Source organism: Mycolicibacterium sp. TUM20985 (assembly GCF_030295745.1).
Lineage (GTDB): Bacteria > Actinomycetota > Actinomycetes > Mycobacteriales > Mycobacteriaceae > Mycobacterium.
On sequence record NZ_AP027291.1, the window covers coordinates 3,095,914 to 3,112,831 of the forward strand.

Genomic DNA, 16,918 nt, shown 5'->3' on the forward strand with positions numbered 1-16,918 from the left:
ACACTTAGGGGTAGCCGCGCTGTTAACCAGGCCAAACGCGGCACCGATACTTGATCATGATTAGCCGCACTTGGGGAGGTGAAAACGCTTGTTTTCACTCCCAAGACGTCAATTGCGGTCATAGCGAGTTTTCCACCGTCGACAGCTACAGGAAATACATTTGGGCTCCTGGCAACCATTTTGACTGTGCCAGACACATTTAATTATCAAGATCGACAATATTCTCAGCAAGCGACCTTGGATGCCGGGTTAGGCTCATCCCGTGGCAATTGACGAGCGGGACGGCGCACCGCGACGCGCCGGGCTGCCCGTACGACGGTCCAACTGTGTGCCCAGCGTCGTCATCGAAGCGCACCTCCAGGGCCGCGACCACCATCGGGAGCAGAACACCGCACGGCAGATGCGCGTCCTCTCGGTGGCGACCAGGATCGCTGCTGCCGTCACGCTGTTCTTCGGAATCGAACAATTCGTGATCACCACGGACGCGTGGTGGCTCGGGTACATGAACCTCGTCAGCGCTGTCGTGTTCCTGCTCATTCCGCGCCTCTATCGCTTCGGGGACCTACTCCCGCCCGTGATGTTCTACGTGGTGGCCTACGCCACGATCACGGCCTCGTCGCTATACGTCGGGAGTGGCGTTGGCTTGCACTTCTACTTCCTCGTCGCCGCAGCCATCGCCGTGCTGGTGCTCGGTATCGACCACATCGCCCTGGCAGCCTTTCTGGCCGTGCTCGGGGCCGGCGCGGTCATCGCGCTCGAATGGCTGGTCCCCCACGACACCGGTAGACAGCCCGAATGGGCCTTCGCGCTGGGTTTCGTCGTCAATACCGTTGCCGCGTGGGTGTTGGTCCTCGCCACGGTCTGGTTCGCCCTCCGTGAGACTGCGCGGGCCGAGGCCGCGATGGAGTCGGAATACCGCCGGTCCGAGTCGCTGCTCACCAACATCCTGCCCGTCTCGATTGCCGACCGACTAAAGGATCCGGCGCACCGCATCATCGCCGACAAGTACGACGACGCGTCGATTCTGTTCGCAGACATCGGCGGTTACACCAAGCGCGCCAGCGATACCTCGCCATCGGAACTGGTGCGCTTCCTCGACGCCCTGTACACGGATCTCGATGCCCTGGTGGACCGCCACGGCCTCGAGAAGATCAAGACCAGCGGAGACTCCTACATGGTGGTCAGCGGCGTGCCGGAACCGCGCACCGACCATCTCGAAGCCCTTGCCTCGCTGGCCCTGGACATGGCCGAGGCGGTCGCCGGTCTGGTCGATGCGCAGGGCCGTGCGGTCCCGCTGCGCATCGGGCTCGCCAGCGGCCCCGTCGTGGCAGGCGTCGTCGGGGCCCGCAAGTTCTTCTACGACGTGTGGGGGGACGCGGTCAACGTCGCCTCACGGATGGAGTCGACCGACGTCGAGGGACGCATCCAGGTGCCCGACGACGCCTACGAGCGCCTGAAGGGCGGGTTCACCTTCGCGGAGCGCGGTGAGATCGACGTCAAGGGCAAGGGCCTGATGCGAACGTGGTTCCTGGTCGGCCGACGGGCCTAAGGCTGTACCTCGCGGTCATCCTGCTGCGCCAGCAGCCGGGCATAGCCCGCCCCCATACCCAACAGCGCCAGACCCACGACGATGAAGACGACGACTCGGAAGATGCCGTCCAGTGTCCCGAGGTCGAACAGAAACAACTTGACCACGGCAGCCGCGACGATTGCCATCCCGCCGCCGATCGGCAGTGAACGTTGCGCCCGCGGCGCCCGCGCGGCATGACGAAATACTGCTGCCGCCAACGCAATCCAGCAGGTCGTCGCCACGACGTGCCCGGCGAAGAAACCGTCCGCCGCGCCGCCGATCAGTACGCCGGCCGTCACCGAGAACGTGGTGATCCCGTACAGCGCGACCGCCGCCGCGATCACCCATGACCAGTCCGTGCGCCACGAGAATCCGACTACGACGGCGCAGGCCGTCATCAGCACGCCGCCGACGAGCGTCGACACCGCGATCGAGGACGCCGGCACGGTGGCCGTGACCAGTGTCGACGGGGGCGCGTAGGCCAGATGGCACAGCCCGCCCACGACGCCGAACCCCAGCGCACACCAACGAGCGGCTGTGTCACGGCGACCCCCCACTGCCACGACGACCGCCATTGCCAGCAGGACGGGTGCCGCCACCGGACCGTCGAAGGCGACCGTCACCGCGATGAGGCTCGCCACAGCGGCCAGTACGGACCAGACGATCCGCACCCCTGCAGCGACCAAAGGCAGCCGGGATCCGGCGAACACGATCCCGAGCAGGACCGTTGCCAGCGCGGCCGCCATCAGGGAAGCCGTCACCCGGTCGACGACGAGGGCAGCCGCCAACACCGGCGTGGTCCCCGCCGCACTCAGCAGCGCCATCGCCGTCGCGTTGGTCGCCGTCGGCAGCAGGAGCAACGTGCTCCCCAACGCAAGCGCACCGGCCAGCACACACGCAATCGCAAGCAACGGTGATCGCGCGGAATCGAAACTGGTCGAGACCAGGGCGACGCCCAGCGGCAGCGTGGCCACGGCCATCCGCGCCGCGTGTAGGCCAAGCCAGTCCCTGCCCACCTGAATCGGCACCGCGGCGGCGCTCAGCGCCAGCATGAATCCCACCAGCAGCGGGGTGACGCCATCGGCGACCACAGGGCCAAGGCCGAGCATCGGGACGAGCACCAGAAGACCGAAGTGCTCGGAGTCCCACCGGCGTGCCAACAGGAGACCGGAGACCGCGACGATCGCCGCGATCACCAACCCGGCGGGCGGTGACACCCACCGATAGATGGTCGTGACCGCGATGACGTCGATGTAGGCGGCGGCAACACCCGTGGCGGCCAACGCAATCGAGCCCACCCGGCCACCCGGCCGACGCCGAAGTCGCCATGCCGCTGCCACCAATCCGCCGGCCAGAGCCGCGCCCGCCAGCACCCGGAATTCCGGGCGCAGCAGGCCGGCCTGGGCGGCGAGGACCAGCAGAAGGGCGACGCCGACGAGGGTGACCAACACCCCGGCGACCGCGAGTGCCTTGCCGATCCAGCCCTCGGACCGCGGCGGCTGGGGCGGGGGCTGGAACTGAGGCTGAGGCTGGAACTGAGACTGGGGCAGGAACATCGGCTGGGGCAGTCGCTCCCCCACGCTCAGTTCGAGCTGCTGCAAGTCGGCAGACGCCCTCGCCACATACGCCGTGATGGCGGCCAAGTCGGAGGACATTCTGGCGATGAGGGCCTGATCCGCATCGGTCATGGCGCCATCGTGACACCATCCGGGCACGAACGGATGAGTAGTACTACCCGTTCACTGCTGTTCGTCGAGGCCGTGTTCGATCGCGTACCGCGTCAATTCGACGCGGTTGGCCACCTGCAACTTTCGGAAGGTCGCCTGCACGTGGTTCTCTACGGTGCGGTGACTTAGGGACAATCGCTCGGCGATCTGCTTGGCGGTGAGACCCTTGGCGACGTATCGAAGGATCTCGGTCTCGCGCTCGGTGAGGCTGGGGACGGTGTCGCCCCCCGGCACCCTCGCGATGCGCCGGTACTCCCCGAGGACCAGACCCGCAAGCCCGGGTGTGAACACCGCGCGGCCCTCACCGGTCGATCGAACGGCTTCGGCCAGTTCACCTTTCGATGCGCTCTTCACGAGATAACCCGTAGCGCCCGCCTTCACGGCCTCCAATACGTCGTCACGCTCGTCGGATGCCGAGAGCACCAGGACGCGCGAACGCGGCGACACCGTGAGCACCTCGGCGGTGGCCTCTGCGCCGCCGCCGTCGGCCAGTCGCATGTCCATGACGACCACGTCGGGTTCGACCACCGCGGCGCGGCGCCGTGCCGAGCCGACCCCGTCAGCCGTCGCGACGACGGTGAAACCCTCCTCGGCGAGGTCACGGGCGACGGCGTCGCGCCAGATGGGATGGTCGTCCACGACCATCACGGTGAACGCGGAATGGTCAGCTCCCACTCGGTCCCCCTTCCCGCATCAGTGCTCAGCCGAGCGCTGCCGCCCAGCCAGTTCATCCGTCCCACAATCGATTTCGACACCCCTACCCGGCCCTCCCTGGCGGCTTCGTCGAGCCGACCGGTCGCGATTCCCGATCCGTCGTCGCGCACGCTGACCACCACCGCGTGGTCCAGGTCCTCGACCAGGACGAAGGCCCGCGCGTCCGCGCCGGCATGGGCGACGACGTTGTCGAGGGCGTTGGCCACCGCCGCGTCGACTTCGCGTGCCACGTCGGCGGGGAGCAGGACCGGTTCGGGCGGCAAGCTGATCGAAACCCGATCCGTTGCGCGATTGCGCAACATCGGCCCGAGATCGGCCTCGGGGCCCTGCGGCACGGGTGTGCCCGCAGCGCTGACCCACCGCCTGAGCACACGCTCCTGCTGCCCCGCCAGATCCGCGAGTTCGCTTGTTGCCCCACCAATTTCATGCCCCCGCCGCGCGACCAGCGCCAACACCTGGATGGCGCCGTCGTGCACCTCCCTGGACAGCCGCTCGCGCTCCTCGAGCGACGCCGCCAGCCGGGCCGCCCGTTGCAGCTCGGCATGGGCGCGCCGAGCCGTTTGCGCGGCCATGCCGATGGCCAAGCCGACGGCGAGCTCGATCACGACGGTCGCGTTGCGTCCGACGTCGATGCTGAGGTAGCCCTTCAACACCGCACTGGCCGCCACCACCACCAGCCCGATCACCATGCCGCCCACGGGCCCAAGCAGGATCGCCGCCGAGATCGTCGCGTTGGTCGCCCACAGCGTGGTCGGCCAGGACTGGTTGTCCAGCGCCCAATGGTCGGAGGCGACGACCGTGGTCGACAACATCAGGGCGACGACCACTACGACTTCCGCGGCCACCCACGCGAGCCGCCTGCCATAGCCCTGGAGGTAGGCCGCCGCACAGGCGATACTCCACGCGATCAGCACCGCGAAGAGGGCCCAGCCGATGGCGGGGCGCTCGAGGTCGTCGTTGACGGCGATCTGAAAACCGAAGGCGTAGAGACAACTCAGCAGCCGGTACACCTGCGCCGCCCGCCAGAGTGGCGCGGCCGGATCGGGTGGCGGTGCGAGGGGCATGCCGCTCCTACATCACCTTGGACAGGAATGCCTTCGTGCGCTCTTCTTGGGGATTGGTCAGGACGTCACGAGGGTTGCCGCGCTCGACGATCACGCCGGCATCCATGAACACCAACTGATCGGCGACTTCACGGGCGAAGCCCATCTCATGGGTCACCACGACCATCGTCATACCCTCGCTGGCGAGCTTCTTCATGACGCCGAGGACCTCCCCGACGAGCTCGGGGTCGAGCGCCGAGGTGGGCTCGTCGAAGAGCATCAACTTTGGATTCATCGCCAGCGCCCGCGCAATCGCGACGCGCTGCTGCTGACCGCCGGACAGTTGAGCCGGATACGCGGTCGCCTTCTCGGAGAGCCCGACCTGTTCGAGTAGATCCCTGGCACGCTCGAGTGCCTCGGCCTTCTTCACGCCCTTCACCTGGATCGGAGCCTCGATGACGTTGGCCAGCGCCGTGCGATGCGGGAACAGGTTGAAGTGCTGGAACACCATCCCAATGTCGCGGCGTTGCTTGGCCGCCTCCCGCGGAGGCATCTCGTAGAGCTTGTCCCCCTTCTCGCGGTACCCGATCAGGTCGCCGTCGACGTATAGGCGACCACCGTTGACCTGCTCGAGGTGGTTGATGCACCGCAGGAAGGTCGACTTGCCCGATCCCGACGGCCCGACGAGCACCAACACCTGACCGCGGCCGATCTCGAGGGTCACGCCCTTGAGGACCTTGAGGGCACCGAAGTTCTTGCAGACGCCCTCCGCCTTGACCATCGGCGTCGTGCTCGCATCGGAAACTGCCGTCATGTGTGTCCCACCTCTCCCAGCGTCTGCGCGTCGGCCAGTGCCTCGAGCTGTTTGGTGGTCAGCTTGCGCGAGACCCCGCGGGAGAAGTACCGCTCCAGGTAGAACTGCCCCACCATCAGGATGCTGGTGATGAGCAGGTACCACGCGGCGGCTACGAGCAGCAGCGGGATCGGTTGAAACAGCACCGCCGAGATGTCGCGCTGACGCCCGAACAGGTCGAAGGTGAAGGGCACTGCGGCCACCAGTGAGGTGGTCTTGAGCTGGCCGATGAACTCATTGCCGGTCGGCGGGATGATCACCCGCATCGCCTGGGGCAACACGGTGCGCCGCATGGTCATGATCCACGACATGCCCAGCGCGGTGGAGGCCTCCGACTGTCCTTCCGGAACCGAGCTGATGCCGGCCCGGATGATCTCCGCAAGATATGCCGCCTCGTTCAAACCCAGCCCGATGACGGCCAGGAGGAAGTACAGCGACAGGTTCTGGATGTTGAAGGTGAAGAACGTCGGCCCGAACGGAATGCCCAGCTGAATGTTTCGGTAGATGGTCGGAAACAAGCCCCAGAACACCAGTTGGACGTAGACCGGGGTGCCTCGAAAGATCCACAGGTACACCCACGACACCGAGCGGAAGATCGGATTGGGTGACAGTCGCATGACCGCCAACAGCACGGCCAGCACGATGGCCAGGATCATCGACAACACGGTCAATTCGAGGGTGACCACCACCCCCGAGAAGATCCGTTCGTCGAAGACGTACTTGCCGAAGGTGCCCCAGCCGTACGCCTCGTTCGTCGCCGCGCCGTAGAGGAACAGCGCGACGAGAATGACGATGACGATCGCCGTCACCCACCGCCAAGGGTGCCGCATCGGGACGGCATCGATGACGGCTGAGCTATCGGGTGGCTTCAGCTGAACGCGAACGTCATCAGTCATTGCTGATTCCGACTATCAGCTCGTTGCACCATTGATGACGGGCTTGTCGATCATGCCCGCCTCGACACCCCAGTTCGTGGCGATGGTCTTGTAGTCACCGGTCTCGATCAGATGCTCGAGGGCCTTCTGCAGCGATGCCGCCAGCGGGGAACCCTTCGCCACGGGCCAACCGTAGGGCGCCGAGTCGAAGGTTTCACCGGCCTGCTCGAGCTTGCCGTTGCTCTGCTTGATCGCATACAGCGTCACCGGGGAGTCTGCCGACATGGCGTCTGCCTGGCCGAGGACGACGGCGTTGGTGGCTTGGTCCTGGCCGTCGAACTTGACGATGTCGATCGCGGGCTTGCCCGCGTCGGTGCAGGCCTTGCTCTTGGCGGGAAGTTCGTCGACTTCCTGGGTGGTCGTGGACTGCACCGCGACCTTCTTGCCGCAGGCATCGTTGGGGTCGATGTCCGAACCTTGCGGCTTGGCCCACAGCGAGCCGGCCGAGAAGTACGTGACGAAGTCGACGGTCTGCTCACGTTCCTTGGTGTCGGTGAACGATGACATGCCCACGTTGAACGTGCCGCCCTGAATCGACGGGATGATCTTGGAGAAGTCCGCCTCGCGGTACTCGGCCGTCAGTCCGAGGGTGGACGCGATCGCGTTCATGAGGTCCACGTCGAACCCGATGATCTTGCCGCTCGAATCCTTGAACTCGTTGGGCGTGTAGGGCACGTTGACGCCGACGATCAGCTTGCCGGAGGACTTGATCTCCTCGGGCACGGTGTTGGCGATGTCGTCGACCTTGGCGGCCTTGGCCGCAGTGGTCTCCGTCGTTGGGCTCGCGGAATCATCGTTCTTGGCGCAGCCGGAAAGCATCAGCGCGCCCGATACGGCCACCACGGCAGCGCCACGCCACCAGCTTCGGCTCGATCGTCGGCCTTGGAGTTCAGTTACCACGTTGTTTCTTCTTTCTGCATCGGGTCGCCTTCATTCACCACGGGCGACGACGTGAGGAACCTTAGCGGGGTGAACGGGCTGTAGTAGGTGAAACTTAACGCCGGTCGTCGATCTGTGCTGTCCGAAGCGACAACGCGGTGAATCGGGCCTCCACCACGGGTCCTTGTGCGACACTTCCCGCGTGACCGCGCCAGCTCGCCCAACGCTCTTGCCACACCTTTGGAAGACCGCCGCCGTGTCAGGCGTGCTGGCCGTCGTCCTCGGGGTCGCCATCGTGGCGTGGCCCGCGATCTCGATTGCCGTCGCTGCCATCTTCTTTGGCGCCGGACTGTTGCTGACCGGGATTCAGCAGGTCTTCTTCGCGTTCAGCCTCGACGTGTCCGCGGGCGGGCGTGTGCTGCTGTTCATCAGCGGTGCCGCGTCACTCATCTTGGCAATCATGGCCTTCCGTCACCTGTACGACGCAGTGTTGTTGCTCGCCATCTGGATCGGGGTCGGCTTCATCTTCCGCGGGGTAGCCACCACGGTGTCCGCGATCAGCGATCCGACCCTCCCGGGTCGTGGCTGGAACATCTTCGTGGGTGTCATCAGTTTGATTGCCGGCGTGGTGGTTCTGGCCTCCCCGTTCGACTCGATCGGAACGCTGGCGTTCGTCGTGGGGATCTGGCTGATCGTCATCGGCGTGATGGAGGTCGTCTCCGCGATCGCCATTCGGCGGGCCACCAGTCGACTGCACGAGGCCCTTACGCCCAGCACCCACGAGTCCATCGAGCCCACCCCGGAGCCGAGGAAGACCGAAGAACCGAGTTCCTGATCACGTCGTCGACCTGCAGGGCTGATATCTACTACACTATGTCGTAGAACATCCGGCAGCCCCGGGGAGATGGTGGACATGGACGCACTCGACGTTTCACGGTGGCAATTCGGGATCACCACCGTCTACCACTTCATCTTCGTGCCGTTGACCATCGGACTAGCGCCCCTGATCGCCGTCATGCAGACCGTGTGGGTGGTCACCGGCAACGACGCGTGGTACCGCCTGACCAAGTTCTTCGGCAAGCTGTTCTTGATCAACTTCGCCCTTGGCGTCGCCACCGGGATCGTCCAGGAATTCCAGTTCGGGATGAACTGGAGCGAGTACTCCCGGTTCGTCGGCGACGTCTTCGGTGCTCCATTGGCGATGGAGGGTCTGGTCGCCTTCTTCTTCGAGTCGACGTTCATCGGCCTGTGGATCTTCGGCTGGACTCGGTTGCCCCGGTTGGTCCACCTGGCGTGCATCTGGATCGTCGCCATCGCCGTCAACGCCTCGGCGTTCTTCATCATCGCGGCCAACTCGTGGATGCAGCACCCGGTGGGTGCCCGCTACAACCCGGAGACCGGACGCGCCGAGCTGACGAGCATCGTCGCGCTCTTCACCAACAACACTGCGACCGCGGCGTTCTCACACGCGGTGTTCGGCGCCTTCCTCACCGCGGGCACCTTCGTCGCGGGAGTCTGCTCGTGGTGGTTGGTGCGGACACGCGATGACGAGGCGCGCACGATGTACCGGCCCGCGACCATCCTCGGTTGCCTCGTCACGCTTGCCGCGGCGGGCGGACTCATCCTCACCGGTGACGCCCAGGGCAAGTTGATGTTCCAGCAACAGCCGATGAAGATGGCCTCGGCGGAATCGCTGTGCCACACCGAGACTGATCCCGACTTCTCCATCCTGACGGTTGGCACGCACAACAACTGCGATGCCGTGAACCACCTCATCGAGGTGCCCTACGTCCTGCCGTTCCTCGCCGAAGGACGGTTCGACGGGGTGACGTTGCAGGGAGTGAAGGACCTTCAGACGTCGTACGAGGCCACGTTCGGCCCTGGCGACTACCGGCCCAACCTGTTCGTCACCTACTGGTCGTTCCGGGCGATGATCGGATTGCTCGCAATCCCAGTGCTGTTCGCAATGGTCGCGCTGTGGATGACCCGACGTGGACGCCTTCCCGATCAGCGTTGGTTCAGCTGGTTCGCGCTGGTGACCCTTCCGACGCCGTTCCTGGCCAACAGCGCGGGATGGGTCTTCACCGAGATGGGCCGGCAGCCCTGGGTGGTGGTACCCAATCCCACTGGCGACCAGCTGATCCGCCTCAACGTCGCCGACGGCGTCTCCCATCACTCCGCGGGCATGGTGCTGACGTCGCTGATCGTCTTCACCGCCCTCTACGCCGCGCTCGCCTGCATCTGGTTCTGGCTGATGCGGCGCTACGTCGTCGAGGGCCCGCTGGAGCACGATGCCGAGCCTGCGCCGCCGACACCACCCGGAAGCGACGACGTCGCACCACTGTCGTTCGCGTACTGAGGAGGGCGACATGGCATTACAGGACTTCTGGTTCATCGCACTGGCGGCGTTATTCGTCGGCTTCTTGGTCCTCGAAGGCTTCGACTTCGGCGTCGGCATGCTCATGAAGTTCTTCGGGCGACGCGCACCCGCGGGCCAGCGTGAACAACACGAACGCGCCGTGCTGAACACCATCGGTCCCGTGTGGGACGGCAACGAGGTCTGGTTGATCACCGCCGGTGGCGCCATGTTCGCGGCGTTCCCCGAGATGTACGCGACCCTGTTCTCGGGGCTGTACCTGCCGTTGCTGGCCATCCTGGTCGCCATGATCGTCCGCATCTGCGCCATCGAGTGGCGCGGGAAGATCGACGATCCGAAGTGGCGTGCCTGGGCCGACGGCGCGATCGCGGTCGGATCGTGGCTGCCTGCCGTGCTGTGGGGCGTCACGTTCGCCGCGCTGGTGCACGGGTTACCGGTCAACGCCGACAAGCAAATCGAGCTTTCGATCACCGATCTGCTCGACGCCTACGTCCTCCTCGGCGGAATAGCTACCGCCGGGCTCTTCGCCTTCCACGGCGCTGTCTTCATCGCCCTGAAGACCGAGGGTGTCGTCCATGACGATGCCGCGTCGTTTGCGGCACACCTCGCGGTGCCGGTGACGATCGTGGTTGCAGGCTTCGGCGTCTGGACCCAACTCACGTACGGCAAGGACTGGACGTGGCTGGTGCTGGGCGTAGCCGTCGTCGCGCAGATAACGGCCGTGATGCTGGTGTGGAGCCGCGGCGGTGAGGGCTTGGCCTTCGGCTGCACCGCGACCGTGGTCGCCGCAGTCGTGGTCCTGCTCTTCGGCTCGCTGTACCCGGATCTGATTCCGTCGACGCTGAACCCGGACTGGAGTCTGACCGTCCGCAACGCGTCGTCGTCGCCGTACACCCTGAAGATCATGTCGTGGGCCGCGTTGATCTTCACGCCGCTGGTGATCGGCTACCAGGCCTGGACCTATTGGGTGTTCCGGCAACGCATCTCGGCTGATCGGATTCCCCCGCCGATCGGCCTCTCACCCAGATGATGCGGCGCCACCTCGCGGCGACGGCCTGCTGCGGCGTGGTCATCACGGGCGCAGCCATCGCCGGCGCCGTCCTGCTGGCGCACCTGTTGGCGGGCATCATCACCGAACCCGACTCGCGCACGCTGGCCAACTGGTCCGCGACGCTGTGGAGTCTGTTGGCAATATGGACCGTTCGCGTCCTCGCACAATGGGCACAGGCCCGGTTGAGTCAGCGCGCCGCCACCGCCGCGATAGCGGAGCTCGACCGGCGACTGCTCGCCCGTGTCTCCGCACTGCCGCCGCGCGAGCTCGCGGCGCGTCGCGACGGGGCCGCGGTGCTCGTCACACGAGGCCTCGACGGCTTGCGTCCCTACTACACTCGCTATCTGCCCACTGCGCTCCAAGCGGCCGTCCTGACCCCCGCCGCGTGGGTAGTGATGGCGTGCTACGACGTGCAGGCAGCCGTCATCGTCCTCGTCGCGCTGCCCCTGGTTCCGCTGTTCATGGTGCTCATCGGCCTCGTCACCGCCGAACGTTCCGCGGCGTCGCTGGCAGCAATGACCACGCTGCTGTCGAGACTGCTCGACCTGATCTCCGGGATTCCAACGCTCCGTGCGCTCGGCCGTGCCGAAGGACCGGAACACCGCATCGCGGAAATCGCTGAGGCGCATCGTCGTTCGACCATGGCGACGTTGCGGATCAGCTTCCTGTCCTCACTGGTGCTCGAACTACTCGCCACCCTCGGCGTCGCGCTGGTGGCCGTCAGCGTCGGGCTTCGGTTGGTGTACGGCGAGATAGGCCTGTCATCGGGCCTCACCGCGCTACTGCTGGCCCCCGAGGTCTTCTGGCCACTGCGCCGCGTCGGGGCGGAGTTCCACGCGGCCCAAGACGGCAAGACGGCCTTGAAGACGGCCACCGCCCTGCTCGACGACGCCGCCGCGCTTCCCGACGGAACCCTGACCGCCACCGGCGCCTCCATCCATCTCGACGGCGTCAGCGTGTCCAGTCGCCACGGCGATGCGCCCCACCGGTTGTGCGCCTCGGTCGAACCCGGCACGGTGACCGTCCTCACCGGTCCCAACGGCGCAGGCAAGTCCACGGCAATGCACGCCGTCCTGGGCCTCGTCGCGCCCACCTCCGGCCGCGTGACGATCGGCGGGGTCGACGTCCTGGACCTCGAGCGCGAACGGTGGTGGGAACGAATCGCCTGGCTGCCCCAGCGGCCCGCCTTCGTCCCGGGCACCGTTCGCGAGAACCTCGAACTGCTGGACCCCCTCGACGACCTCGAGAGCGCCTGTCGCCAAGCCGGTTTCGACGAAGTCCTCGCCGCGCTCCCCGACGGCCTGGACACCGTGCTCGGGCGGAACGGCAGCGGTCTGTCGCTGGGCCAACTGCAGCGGCTGGCCCTCACCCGCGTCCTCGGCTCCGGGCGGCCGATCATGCTGCTCGACGAACCGACGGCCCATCTGGACGAGGTGCGAGAAGCATTGGTGTTGCAGTCCATCCGGGACGTTGCGCAGCAGGGAGCTGCGGTGCTCGTCGTCGGTCATCGCGCGGCGGTCCGCGCCATCGGCGATCACATCGTCGAGGTCGGGGGTGAGGTCGCTGTCAGCCTCTGAGCGTCGCGCCGGGCCACTGATCGCCGGTCTGACCCTGTTGCGTCCCCGCCTGCCCAGGCTGGCCATCGCCGTGGCGTTCGGCGTATTGGCCCTCGGCAGCGCACTGACCCTCGCGGGTGTGTCGGCGTGGCTGATCGCCAAGGCGTGGCAGATGCCCCCGATACTCGACCTCAGCGTCGCGGTCGTGGCCGTGCGTGCCCTCGGCATCTCGCGGGGTGTGCTCGGCTACTGCGAACGGCTCGCCTCACACGACACCGCACTGCGCGCGGCGGGGGCGACGCGGGCGCGGCTGTACCGGACCCTCGCCCAAGCGCCCGCCGACGTCGTGATGCGATTGTCGCAGGGGGACATCGCCTCCCGCGTCGGCGCCTCGGTCGACGAGTTGTCCGACGTGCTGGTGCGTGCCGTGCTGCCCGTCGCCGTGGCCGCCATTCTGTCGACGGCAGCCGTCGCCGTGATCGCCGTCATCTCTCCCCCCGCCGCCGCCATCCTCGCGCTGTGCCTGTTCATCGCCGGCGTGGTGGCACCATGGTTGGCCGCCCGTGCCGCCGCCGCTGCCGAAGAAGTTGCGGCCGTGCATCATTCGGCGAGGGACTCGTCGGCCCTGCTCGCGCTCGAGCATGCGTCGGAGCTGCGCGTGGCGGGACGTCTCGACGAGGTCATCGCCGTCGCCGCACGGAGACAACACGAGTGGGGAGCCGCCGCCGACCGCGCCGCCCGGCCCGCGGCGTTCGGTGCCGCCACCCCGGTGGCGGCGATGGGCGCCGCCGTACTCGGCACCGTGATCGTCGGGATCGCACTGGCGCCGGTGGTCACACCGACCACGCTGGCGATCCTGGTCCTTTTGCCACTGGCGGCGTTCGAGGCCACCACCGCACTTCCCGCGGCCGCGCTCCAGCTCGTCCGAGGACGGATCGCCACGCTGCAGCTGCTCGCCCTGACCGCGCCGGCGCCGGAGTCCCGACTCCGCCCCCGGGTGGAGGTGCCCGTCGTCGCCGAGGGCGGGCGGCTCGCCATCGTCGGTGACAGCGGATGCGGCAAGACGACGACGCTGATGGCACTGGCCGCCGATCACCAAGACCCCCTGAGCGCAGGCTTCTTCCCCGAGGACGCGCACCTGTTCGACACCACGGTGCGCGACAACCTGCTCGTCGCCCGCGGGGACGCCGACGATCGCGAGCTCGTGGCCGCCCTGCACGCCGTCGGGCTCGGCGACTGGCTGGACGATCTGCCCGACGGGTTGGCCACCATGCTCACCGGCGGCGCCGCGGCGGTCTCCGCGGGGCAGCGACGCCGGCTGTTGCTCGCCCGCGCCGTCCTCTGCGACCTTCCCGTCCTGCTGCTCGACGAGCCGACCGAACACCTCGACGCCGCCGATGCCGAGCGCATCTTGCGTGACGTCCTGACACCCGGCGCGCTCTTCCCCGCCGGGCGCACCGTCGTCGTCGCCACCCATCACCTGCCCCGCGGTGTGACCTGCCCCGTGATCTACCCTCGGCAGACATGACCAGCCTCAGGAACGGAACGGGCACCGCGGCGCTCGTCGTCGCGATCGCCGGTCTCGGCCTGTGCTGGTCGGTGATCGCCGGCATCATCTGCGGTGTGGTGGCGGTAGTCCTGGGTGTCCTGGGCCGCGGGCGCGCAGCTCGCGGTGAGGCGAACAACGGCGCAATCGCCACGGCTGGAACGGCATTGGGGCTCGTGGCGATCGCCGCGTCGGTGGCGTTCGCCGTAGTCTGGGCGTTCGTCTGGCGCGATTCTGGCGGCGACCAATACCTAGACTGCGCGGTGAAGGCGGGAAACGATCAGCGCGCCGTGCAGGCCTGCACCGATACGTGGATGGACGACATCCAGGACCGTTTCGGCTTCAGCCCCCCGCGTCCGACGCGGGAAAGTGCTTGACGATCCCCTCCTGAACGACGGTGGCCAGTACCAGGCCATCGCGGTCGAAGAAGTGTCCGTGGCCCAACCCGCGTGACTCGGCGGCCGCCGGTGACGTCGTCGAGTACAGCACCCAGTCATCGAATCGGATGGGGCGGTGAAACCACACCGAGTGGTTCATCGTCACGGCGAAGATGCGGTCGAAGCCCCACGACAGACCGTGGGTGGTGATGATCGAGTCGAGCACGGTCGTGTCCGAGGAGTACACCAGCGCCGCGGCGTGGATCACCGGATCGTCGGGCATCTGTCCCCTGGCCGTCAGCCACACCCGGTTGTGGGTCAGTCGTTCGCCCTTGTCCCGCATCACCCACGCCGGATCGTTGGTGTAGCGCCACTCGATCGGCTTGAGCGCCGCCACGAACAGCGGCACCGTCTCCTCGTAGCCGATCAAGAGATCTTCGATGCGCGGCACCGAAAGTGGTTCGGGAACGTCGGGTGCCGTGACGCCGTGTTCGAGCCCGCGACCCCCCGCCAGGTGCGACACCAGAGCCGTCGCCAGCAGGACGTCACCCTGCCTGACGTCGACCCGCCGGTTGGCGAACCGACGTTCGTCGCGCAGTCGCACCACGTGGAACTCGAGATCGCGATCGGGATCACCGCCGGCGATGAAGTGCACCGACAACGCGCTCGGCGGCAATTGGTGCCGCAAGGTCCGACTCGCCGCAACGAAGGCCTGGGCCATCATCTGCCCACCGAACGTCCGGATCGGATTCTTGCTCGGGTGCGATCCGGTGAAGGTGTCGTCGTCGACGCGACTGAGGTCGAGTATCCCCAGTAGCTCCTCGAGGTCCGAGGAGCTCAGTGGTCGTCCTCGCCGATCCGATGCACGTGAATCATGTTCGTCGTGCCGACGGTGCCCGGAGGTGCGCCCGCGACGATGACCACCAAGTCACCGCGCTTGTACCGCCCGAGCGCCAACAGCGACTCGTCGACTTGGCGGATCATTCCGTCGGTCGTCTCCATGAAGGGGACGATGAACGTCTCCGTACCCCAGGTCAGCGCGAGCTGGCTTCGGACCTCCGGCAGCGGCGTGAACGCCAGCAGCGGCAGCGGGGTGTGCAGCCGGGCGAGGCGCTTGAGCGTGTCACCGGACTGGGTGAAGGCGACCAGCGCCTTGGCGTCCAGCCGCTCACCGATGTCGCGGGCGGCGTAGGAGATGACCCCTCGCTTGGTCCGCGGCACGTGGGTCAGCGGCGGGGCGGCCGTCGAGTTCTCCTCGACCGCGGTGATGATGCGGGCCATCGTCTTCACCGCCTCGAGCGGATACTTGCCCACCGAGGTCTCACCCGACAACATGACCGCGTCGGCGCCGTCCAGCACCGCGTTGGCGACGTCGGAGGCCTCGGCGCGGGTCGGTCGGGAGTTCTCGATCATCGACTCGAGCATCTGCGTAGCGACGATGACCGGCTTCGCATTCTCCCGAGCCATCTGAATGGCACGCTTCTGCACCAGCGGCACTTCTTCCAGCGGAAGCTCGACGCCGAGGTCGCCGCGGGCCACCATGATCGCGTCGAACGCCAGCACGATGGCCTCGAGGTTCTCGACCGCCTCGGGCTTCTCCAGCTTGGCGATCACGGGGACTCGGCGACCCATCTCGTCCATCACGTCGTGGACGAGCTCGATATCGGCGGGCGAGCGCACGAACGACAGCGCGATCAGGTCGACGCCCAGGCTCATGGCGAACCGGAGGTCCTCGATGTCCTTCTCGGACATCGCGGGCACCGAGACGTTCATCCCGGGCAGCGAGAGACCCTTGTTGTTGCTGACCTTGCCGCCCTCGGTGACGATGCAGACGACGTCGTTGCCGTCGATCTCGCTGACCGTGAGACCGATGTTGCCGTCGTCGACGAGGAGGCGGTCGCCCACGGCCGCGTCCTTGGCCAGCTCCTTGTACGTCGTCGACACCCGATCGTGAGTGCCCTCGATGTCGTCGACGGTGATGCGCACCGTCTCACCCGCGGTCCAGTAGGTGGGTCCGTCCGCAAACCGGCCGAGCCGGATCTTGGGTCCCTGCAGATCGGCGAGGATGCCGACGGCGCGCCCCGTCTGATCGGAGGCCGCGCGGACCCTCTTGTAAGCGATTTCGTGGTCAGCGTGGTCGCCGTGGCTGAAATTCAGCCGCGCGACGTCCATGCCCACTTCGACGAGCGACCTGATCTGCTCGTCCGAGGACGAGGCCGGGCCCAACGTACAGACGATCTTTCCGCGTCTAGTCACGTTGACTCAGCATAGTCGTGATCGATTCAGATGA

Annotated in this window: 15 protein-coding genes; 7 read left to right on the forward strand and 8 right to left on the reverse strand. The window is 66.8% G+C overall.

Translation table 11 applies throughout. The features are described 5' to 3' along the window. Positions 1-262 precede the first annotated feature (262 nt). The gene (locus QUE68_RS15195) at positions 263-1,549 is read left to right on the forward strand and encodes an adenylate/guanylate cyclase domain-containing protein (RefSeq protein WP_454786263.1); all 1,287 of its coding nucleotides are present in this window, start codon (positions 263-265) and stop codon (positions 1,547-1,549) included. Here the strand turns inward: QUE68_RS15195 and QUE68_RS15200 are convergent. Genes QUE68_RS15200 through QUE68_RS15225 form a run of 6 tightly spaced genes read right to left on the reverse strand, consistent with a single transcriptional unit; the run spans position 1,546 to position 7,661 of the window. Next, a complete protein-coding gene (locus QUE68_RS15200) occupies positions 1,546-3,258 on the reverse strand; it encodes a DUF2339 domain-containing protein (RefSeq protein WP_286274101.1) in 1,713 nt (570 codons plus the stop codon). The two genes, QUE68_RS15195 and QUE68_RS15200, sit on opposite strands and share 4 nt — an antisense overlap. Positions 3,259-3,309: 51 nt before the next feature. Continuing rightward, a complete protein-coding gene (locus QUE68_RS15205) occupies positions 3,310-3,942 on the reverse strand; it encodes a LuxR C-terminal-related transcriptional regulator (protein WP_284230956.1) in 633 nt (210 codons plus the stop codon). Then, positions 3,942-5,075 carry a MacS family sensor histidine kinase gene (gene macS, locus QUE68_RS15210; protein ID WP_284235926.1) on the reverse strand — a complete coding sequence of 378 codons (1,134 nt, stop codon included), beginning with the start codon at positions 5,073-5,075 and terminating at the stop codon, positions 3,942-3,944. Before macS ends, QUE68_RS15205 begins: the two co-directional genes overlap by 1 nt. Positions 5,076-5,082: 7 nt before the next feature. Beyond that, positions 5,083-5,868 (reverse strand): amino acid ABC transporter ATP-binding protein, encoded by a 786-nt coding sequence (locus QUE68_RS15215; RefSeq protein WP_284226887.1) that lies wholly within the window; start codon positions 5,866-5,868, stop codon positions 5,083-5,085. Then, complete coding sequence (locus QUE68_RS15220) at positions 5,865-6,803, reverse strand: amino acid ABC transporter permease (RefSeq protein WP_284226888.1); 939 nt, start codon at positions 6,801-6,803, stop codon at positions 5,865-5,867. Before QUE68_RS15220 ends, QUE68_RS15215 begins: the two co-directional genes overlap by 4 nt. Positions 6,804-6,818: 15 nt before the next feature. Further along, positions 6,819-7,661, reverse strand: a complete 843-nt coding sequence (locus QUE68_RS15225; protein WP_284230958.1) for an ABC transporter substrate-binding protein — start codon at positions 7,659-7,661, stop codon at positions 6,819-6,821. A 262-nt stretch (positions 7,662-7,923) separates the two neighbouring features. Here QUE68_RS15225 and QUE68_RS15230 point away from each other — a divergent pair, with 262 nt between their 5' ends. The 6 genes from QUE68_RS15230 to QUE68_RS15255 all read left to right on the forward strand — a co-directional run bounded on the left by QUE68_RS15230 (position 7,924) and on the right by QUE68_RS15255 (position 14,628). Next, positions 7,924-8,556 (forward strand): HdeD family acid-resistance protein, encoded by a 633-nt coding sequence (locus QUE68_RS15230; protein ID WP_454786264.1) that lies wholly within the window; start codon positions 7,924-7,926, stop codon positions 8,554-8,556. Between the two features lie 78 nt (positions 8,557-8,634). Continuing rightward, positions 8,635-10,080: a cytochrome ubiquinol oxidase subunit I gene (locus QUE68_RS15235; protein WP_286274102.1), complete on the forward strand. Its 1,446-nt coding sequence runs from the start codon at positions 8,635-8,637 to the stop codon at positions 10,078-10,080. A 10-nt stretch (positions 10,081-10,090) separates the two neighbouring features. Continuing rightward, a complete protein-coding gene (gene cydB / locus QUE68_RS15240) occupies positions 10,091-11,128 on the forward strand; it encodes a cytochrome d ubiquinol oxidase subunit II (protein ID WP_286274103.1) in 1,038 nt (345 codons plus the stop codon). Further along, on the forward strand, positions 11,128-12,726 hold the full coding sequence (gene cydD / locus QUE68_RS15245; RefSeq protein ID WP_286275835.1) for a thiol reductant ABC exporter subunit CydD: 1,599 nt from the start codon (positions 11,128-11,130) through the stop codon (positions 12,724-12,726). The genes cydB and cydD overlap by 1 nt, the downstream gene beginning before the upstream one ends. Beyond that, positions 12,704-14,233: an ATP-binding cassette domain-containing protein gene (locus QUE68_RS15250; protein WP_286274105.1), complete on the forward strand. Its 1,530-nt coding sequence runs from the start codon at positions 12,704-12,706 to the stop codon at positions 14,231-14,233. Before cydD ends, QUE68_RS15250 begins: the two co-directional genes overlap by 23 nt. Then, positions 14,230-14,628 carry a DUF4190 domain-containing protein gene (locus QUE68_RS15255; RefSeq protein WP_284226893.1) on the forward strand — a complete coding sequence of 133 codons (399 nt, stop codon included), beginning with the start codon at positions 14,230-14,232 and terminating at the stop codon, positions 14,626-14,628. Before QUE68_RS15250 ends, QUE68_RS15255 begins: the two co-directional genes overlap by 4 nt. On the opposite strand, the gene QUE68_RS15260 is transcribed toward QUE68_RS15255, so the two are convergent. Together QUE68_RS15260 and pyk are read right to left on the reverse strand one after the other, a co-directional pair. Further along, on the reverse strand, positions 14,594-15,469 hold the full coding sequence (locus QUE68_RS15260; protein WP_286275836.1) for an acyl-CoA thioesterase II: 876 nt from the start codon (positions 15,467-15,469) through the stop codon (positions 14,594-14,596). The genes QUE68_RS15255 and QUE68_RS15260 overlap by 35 nt on opposite strands. Further along, positions 15,466-16,884, reverse strand: a complete 1,419-nt coding sequence (gene pyk / locus QUE68_RS15265) for a pyruvate kinase (RefSeq protein WP_284226894.1) — start codon at positions 16,882-16,884, stop codon at positions 15,466-15,468. The genes QUE68_RS15260 and pyk overlap by 4 nt, the downstream gene beginning before the upstream one ends. Positions 16,885-16,918 lie beyond the last annotated feature (34 nt).

Bases quoted from the DNA above. Each gene is read 5' to 3' on its own strand.
- QUE68_RS15220 (WP_284226888.1), bottom strand. From the start codon at position 6,803: ATGACTGATGACGTTCGCGTTCAGCTGAAGCCACCCGATAGCTCAGCC.
- macS (WP_284235926.1), bottom strand. From the start codon at position 5,075: ATGCCCCTCGCACCGCCACCCGATCCGGCCGCGCCACTCTGGCGGGCG.
- QUE68_RS15215 (WP_284226887.1), bottom strand. From the start codon at position 5,868: ATGACGGCAGTTTCCGATGCGAGCACGACGCCGATGGTCAAGGCGGAG.
- cydD (WP_286275835.1), top strand. From the start codon at position 11,128: ATGCGGCGCCACCTCGCGGCGACGGCCTGCTGCGGCGTGGTCATCACG.
- QUE68_RS15205 (WP_284230956.1), bottom strand. From the start codon at position 3,942: ATGGTCGTGGACGACCATCCCATCTGGCGCGACGCCGTCGCCCGTGAC.
- cydB (WP_286274103.1), top strand. From the start codon at position 10,091: ATGGCATTACAGGACTTCTGGTTCATCGCACTGGCGGCGTTATTCGTC.
- QUE68_RS15255 (WP_284226893.1), top strand. From the start codon at position 14,230: ATGACCAGCCTCAGGAACGGAACGGGCACCGCGGCGCTCGTCGTCGCG.
- QUE68_RS15225 (WP_284230958.1), bottom strand. From the start codon at position 7,661: ATGCTTTCCGGCTGCGCCAAGAACGATGATTCCGCGAGCCCAACGACG.
- QUE68_RS15200 (WP_286274101.1), bottom strand. From the start codon at position 3,258: ATGACCGATGCGGATCAGGCCCTCATCGCCAGAATGTCCTCCGACTTG.
- QUE68_RS15235 (WP_286274102.1), top strand. From the start codon at position 8,635: ATGGACGCACTCGACGTTTCACGGTGGCAATTCGGGATCACCACCGTC.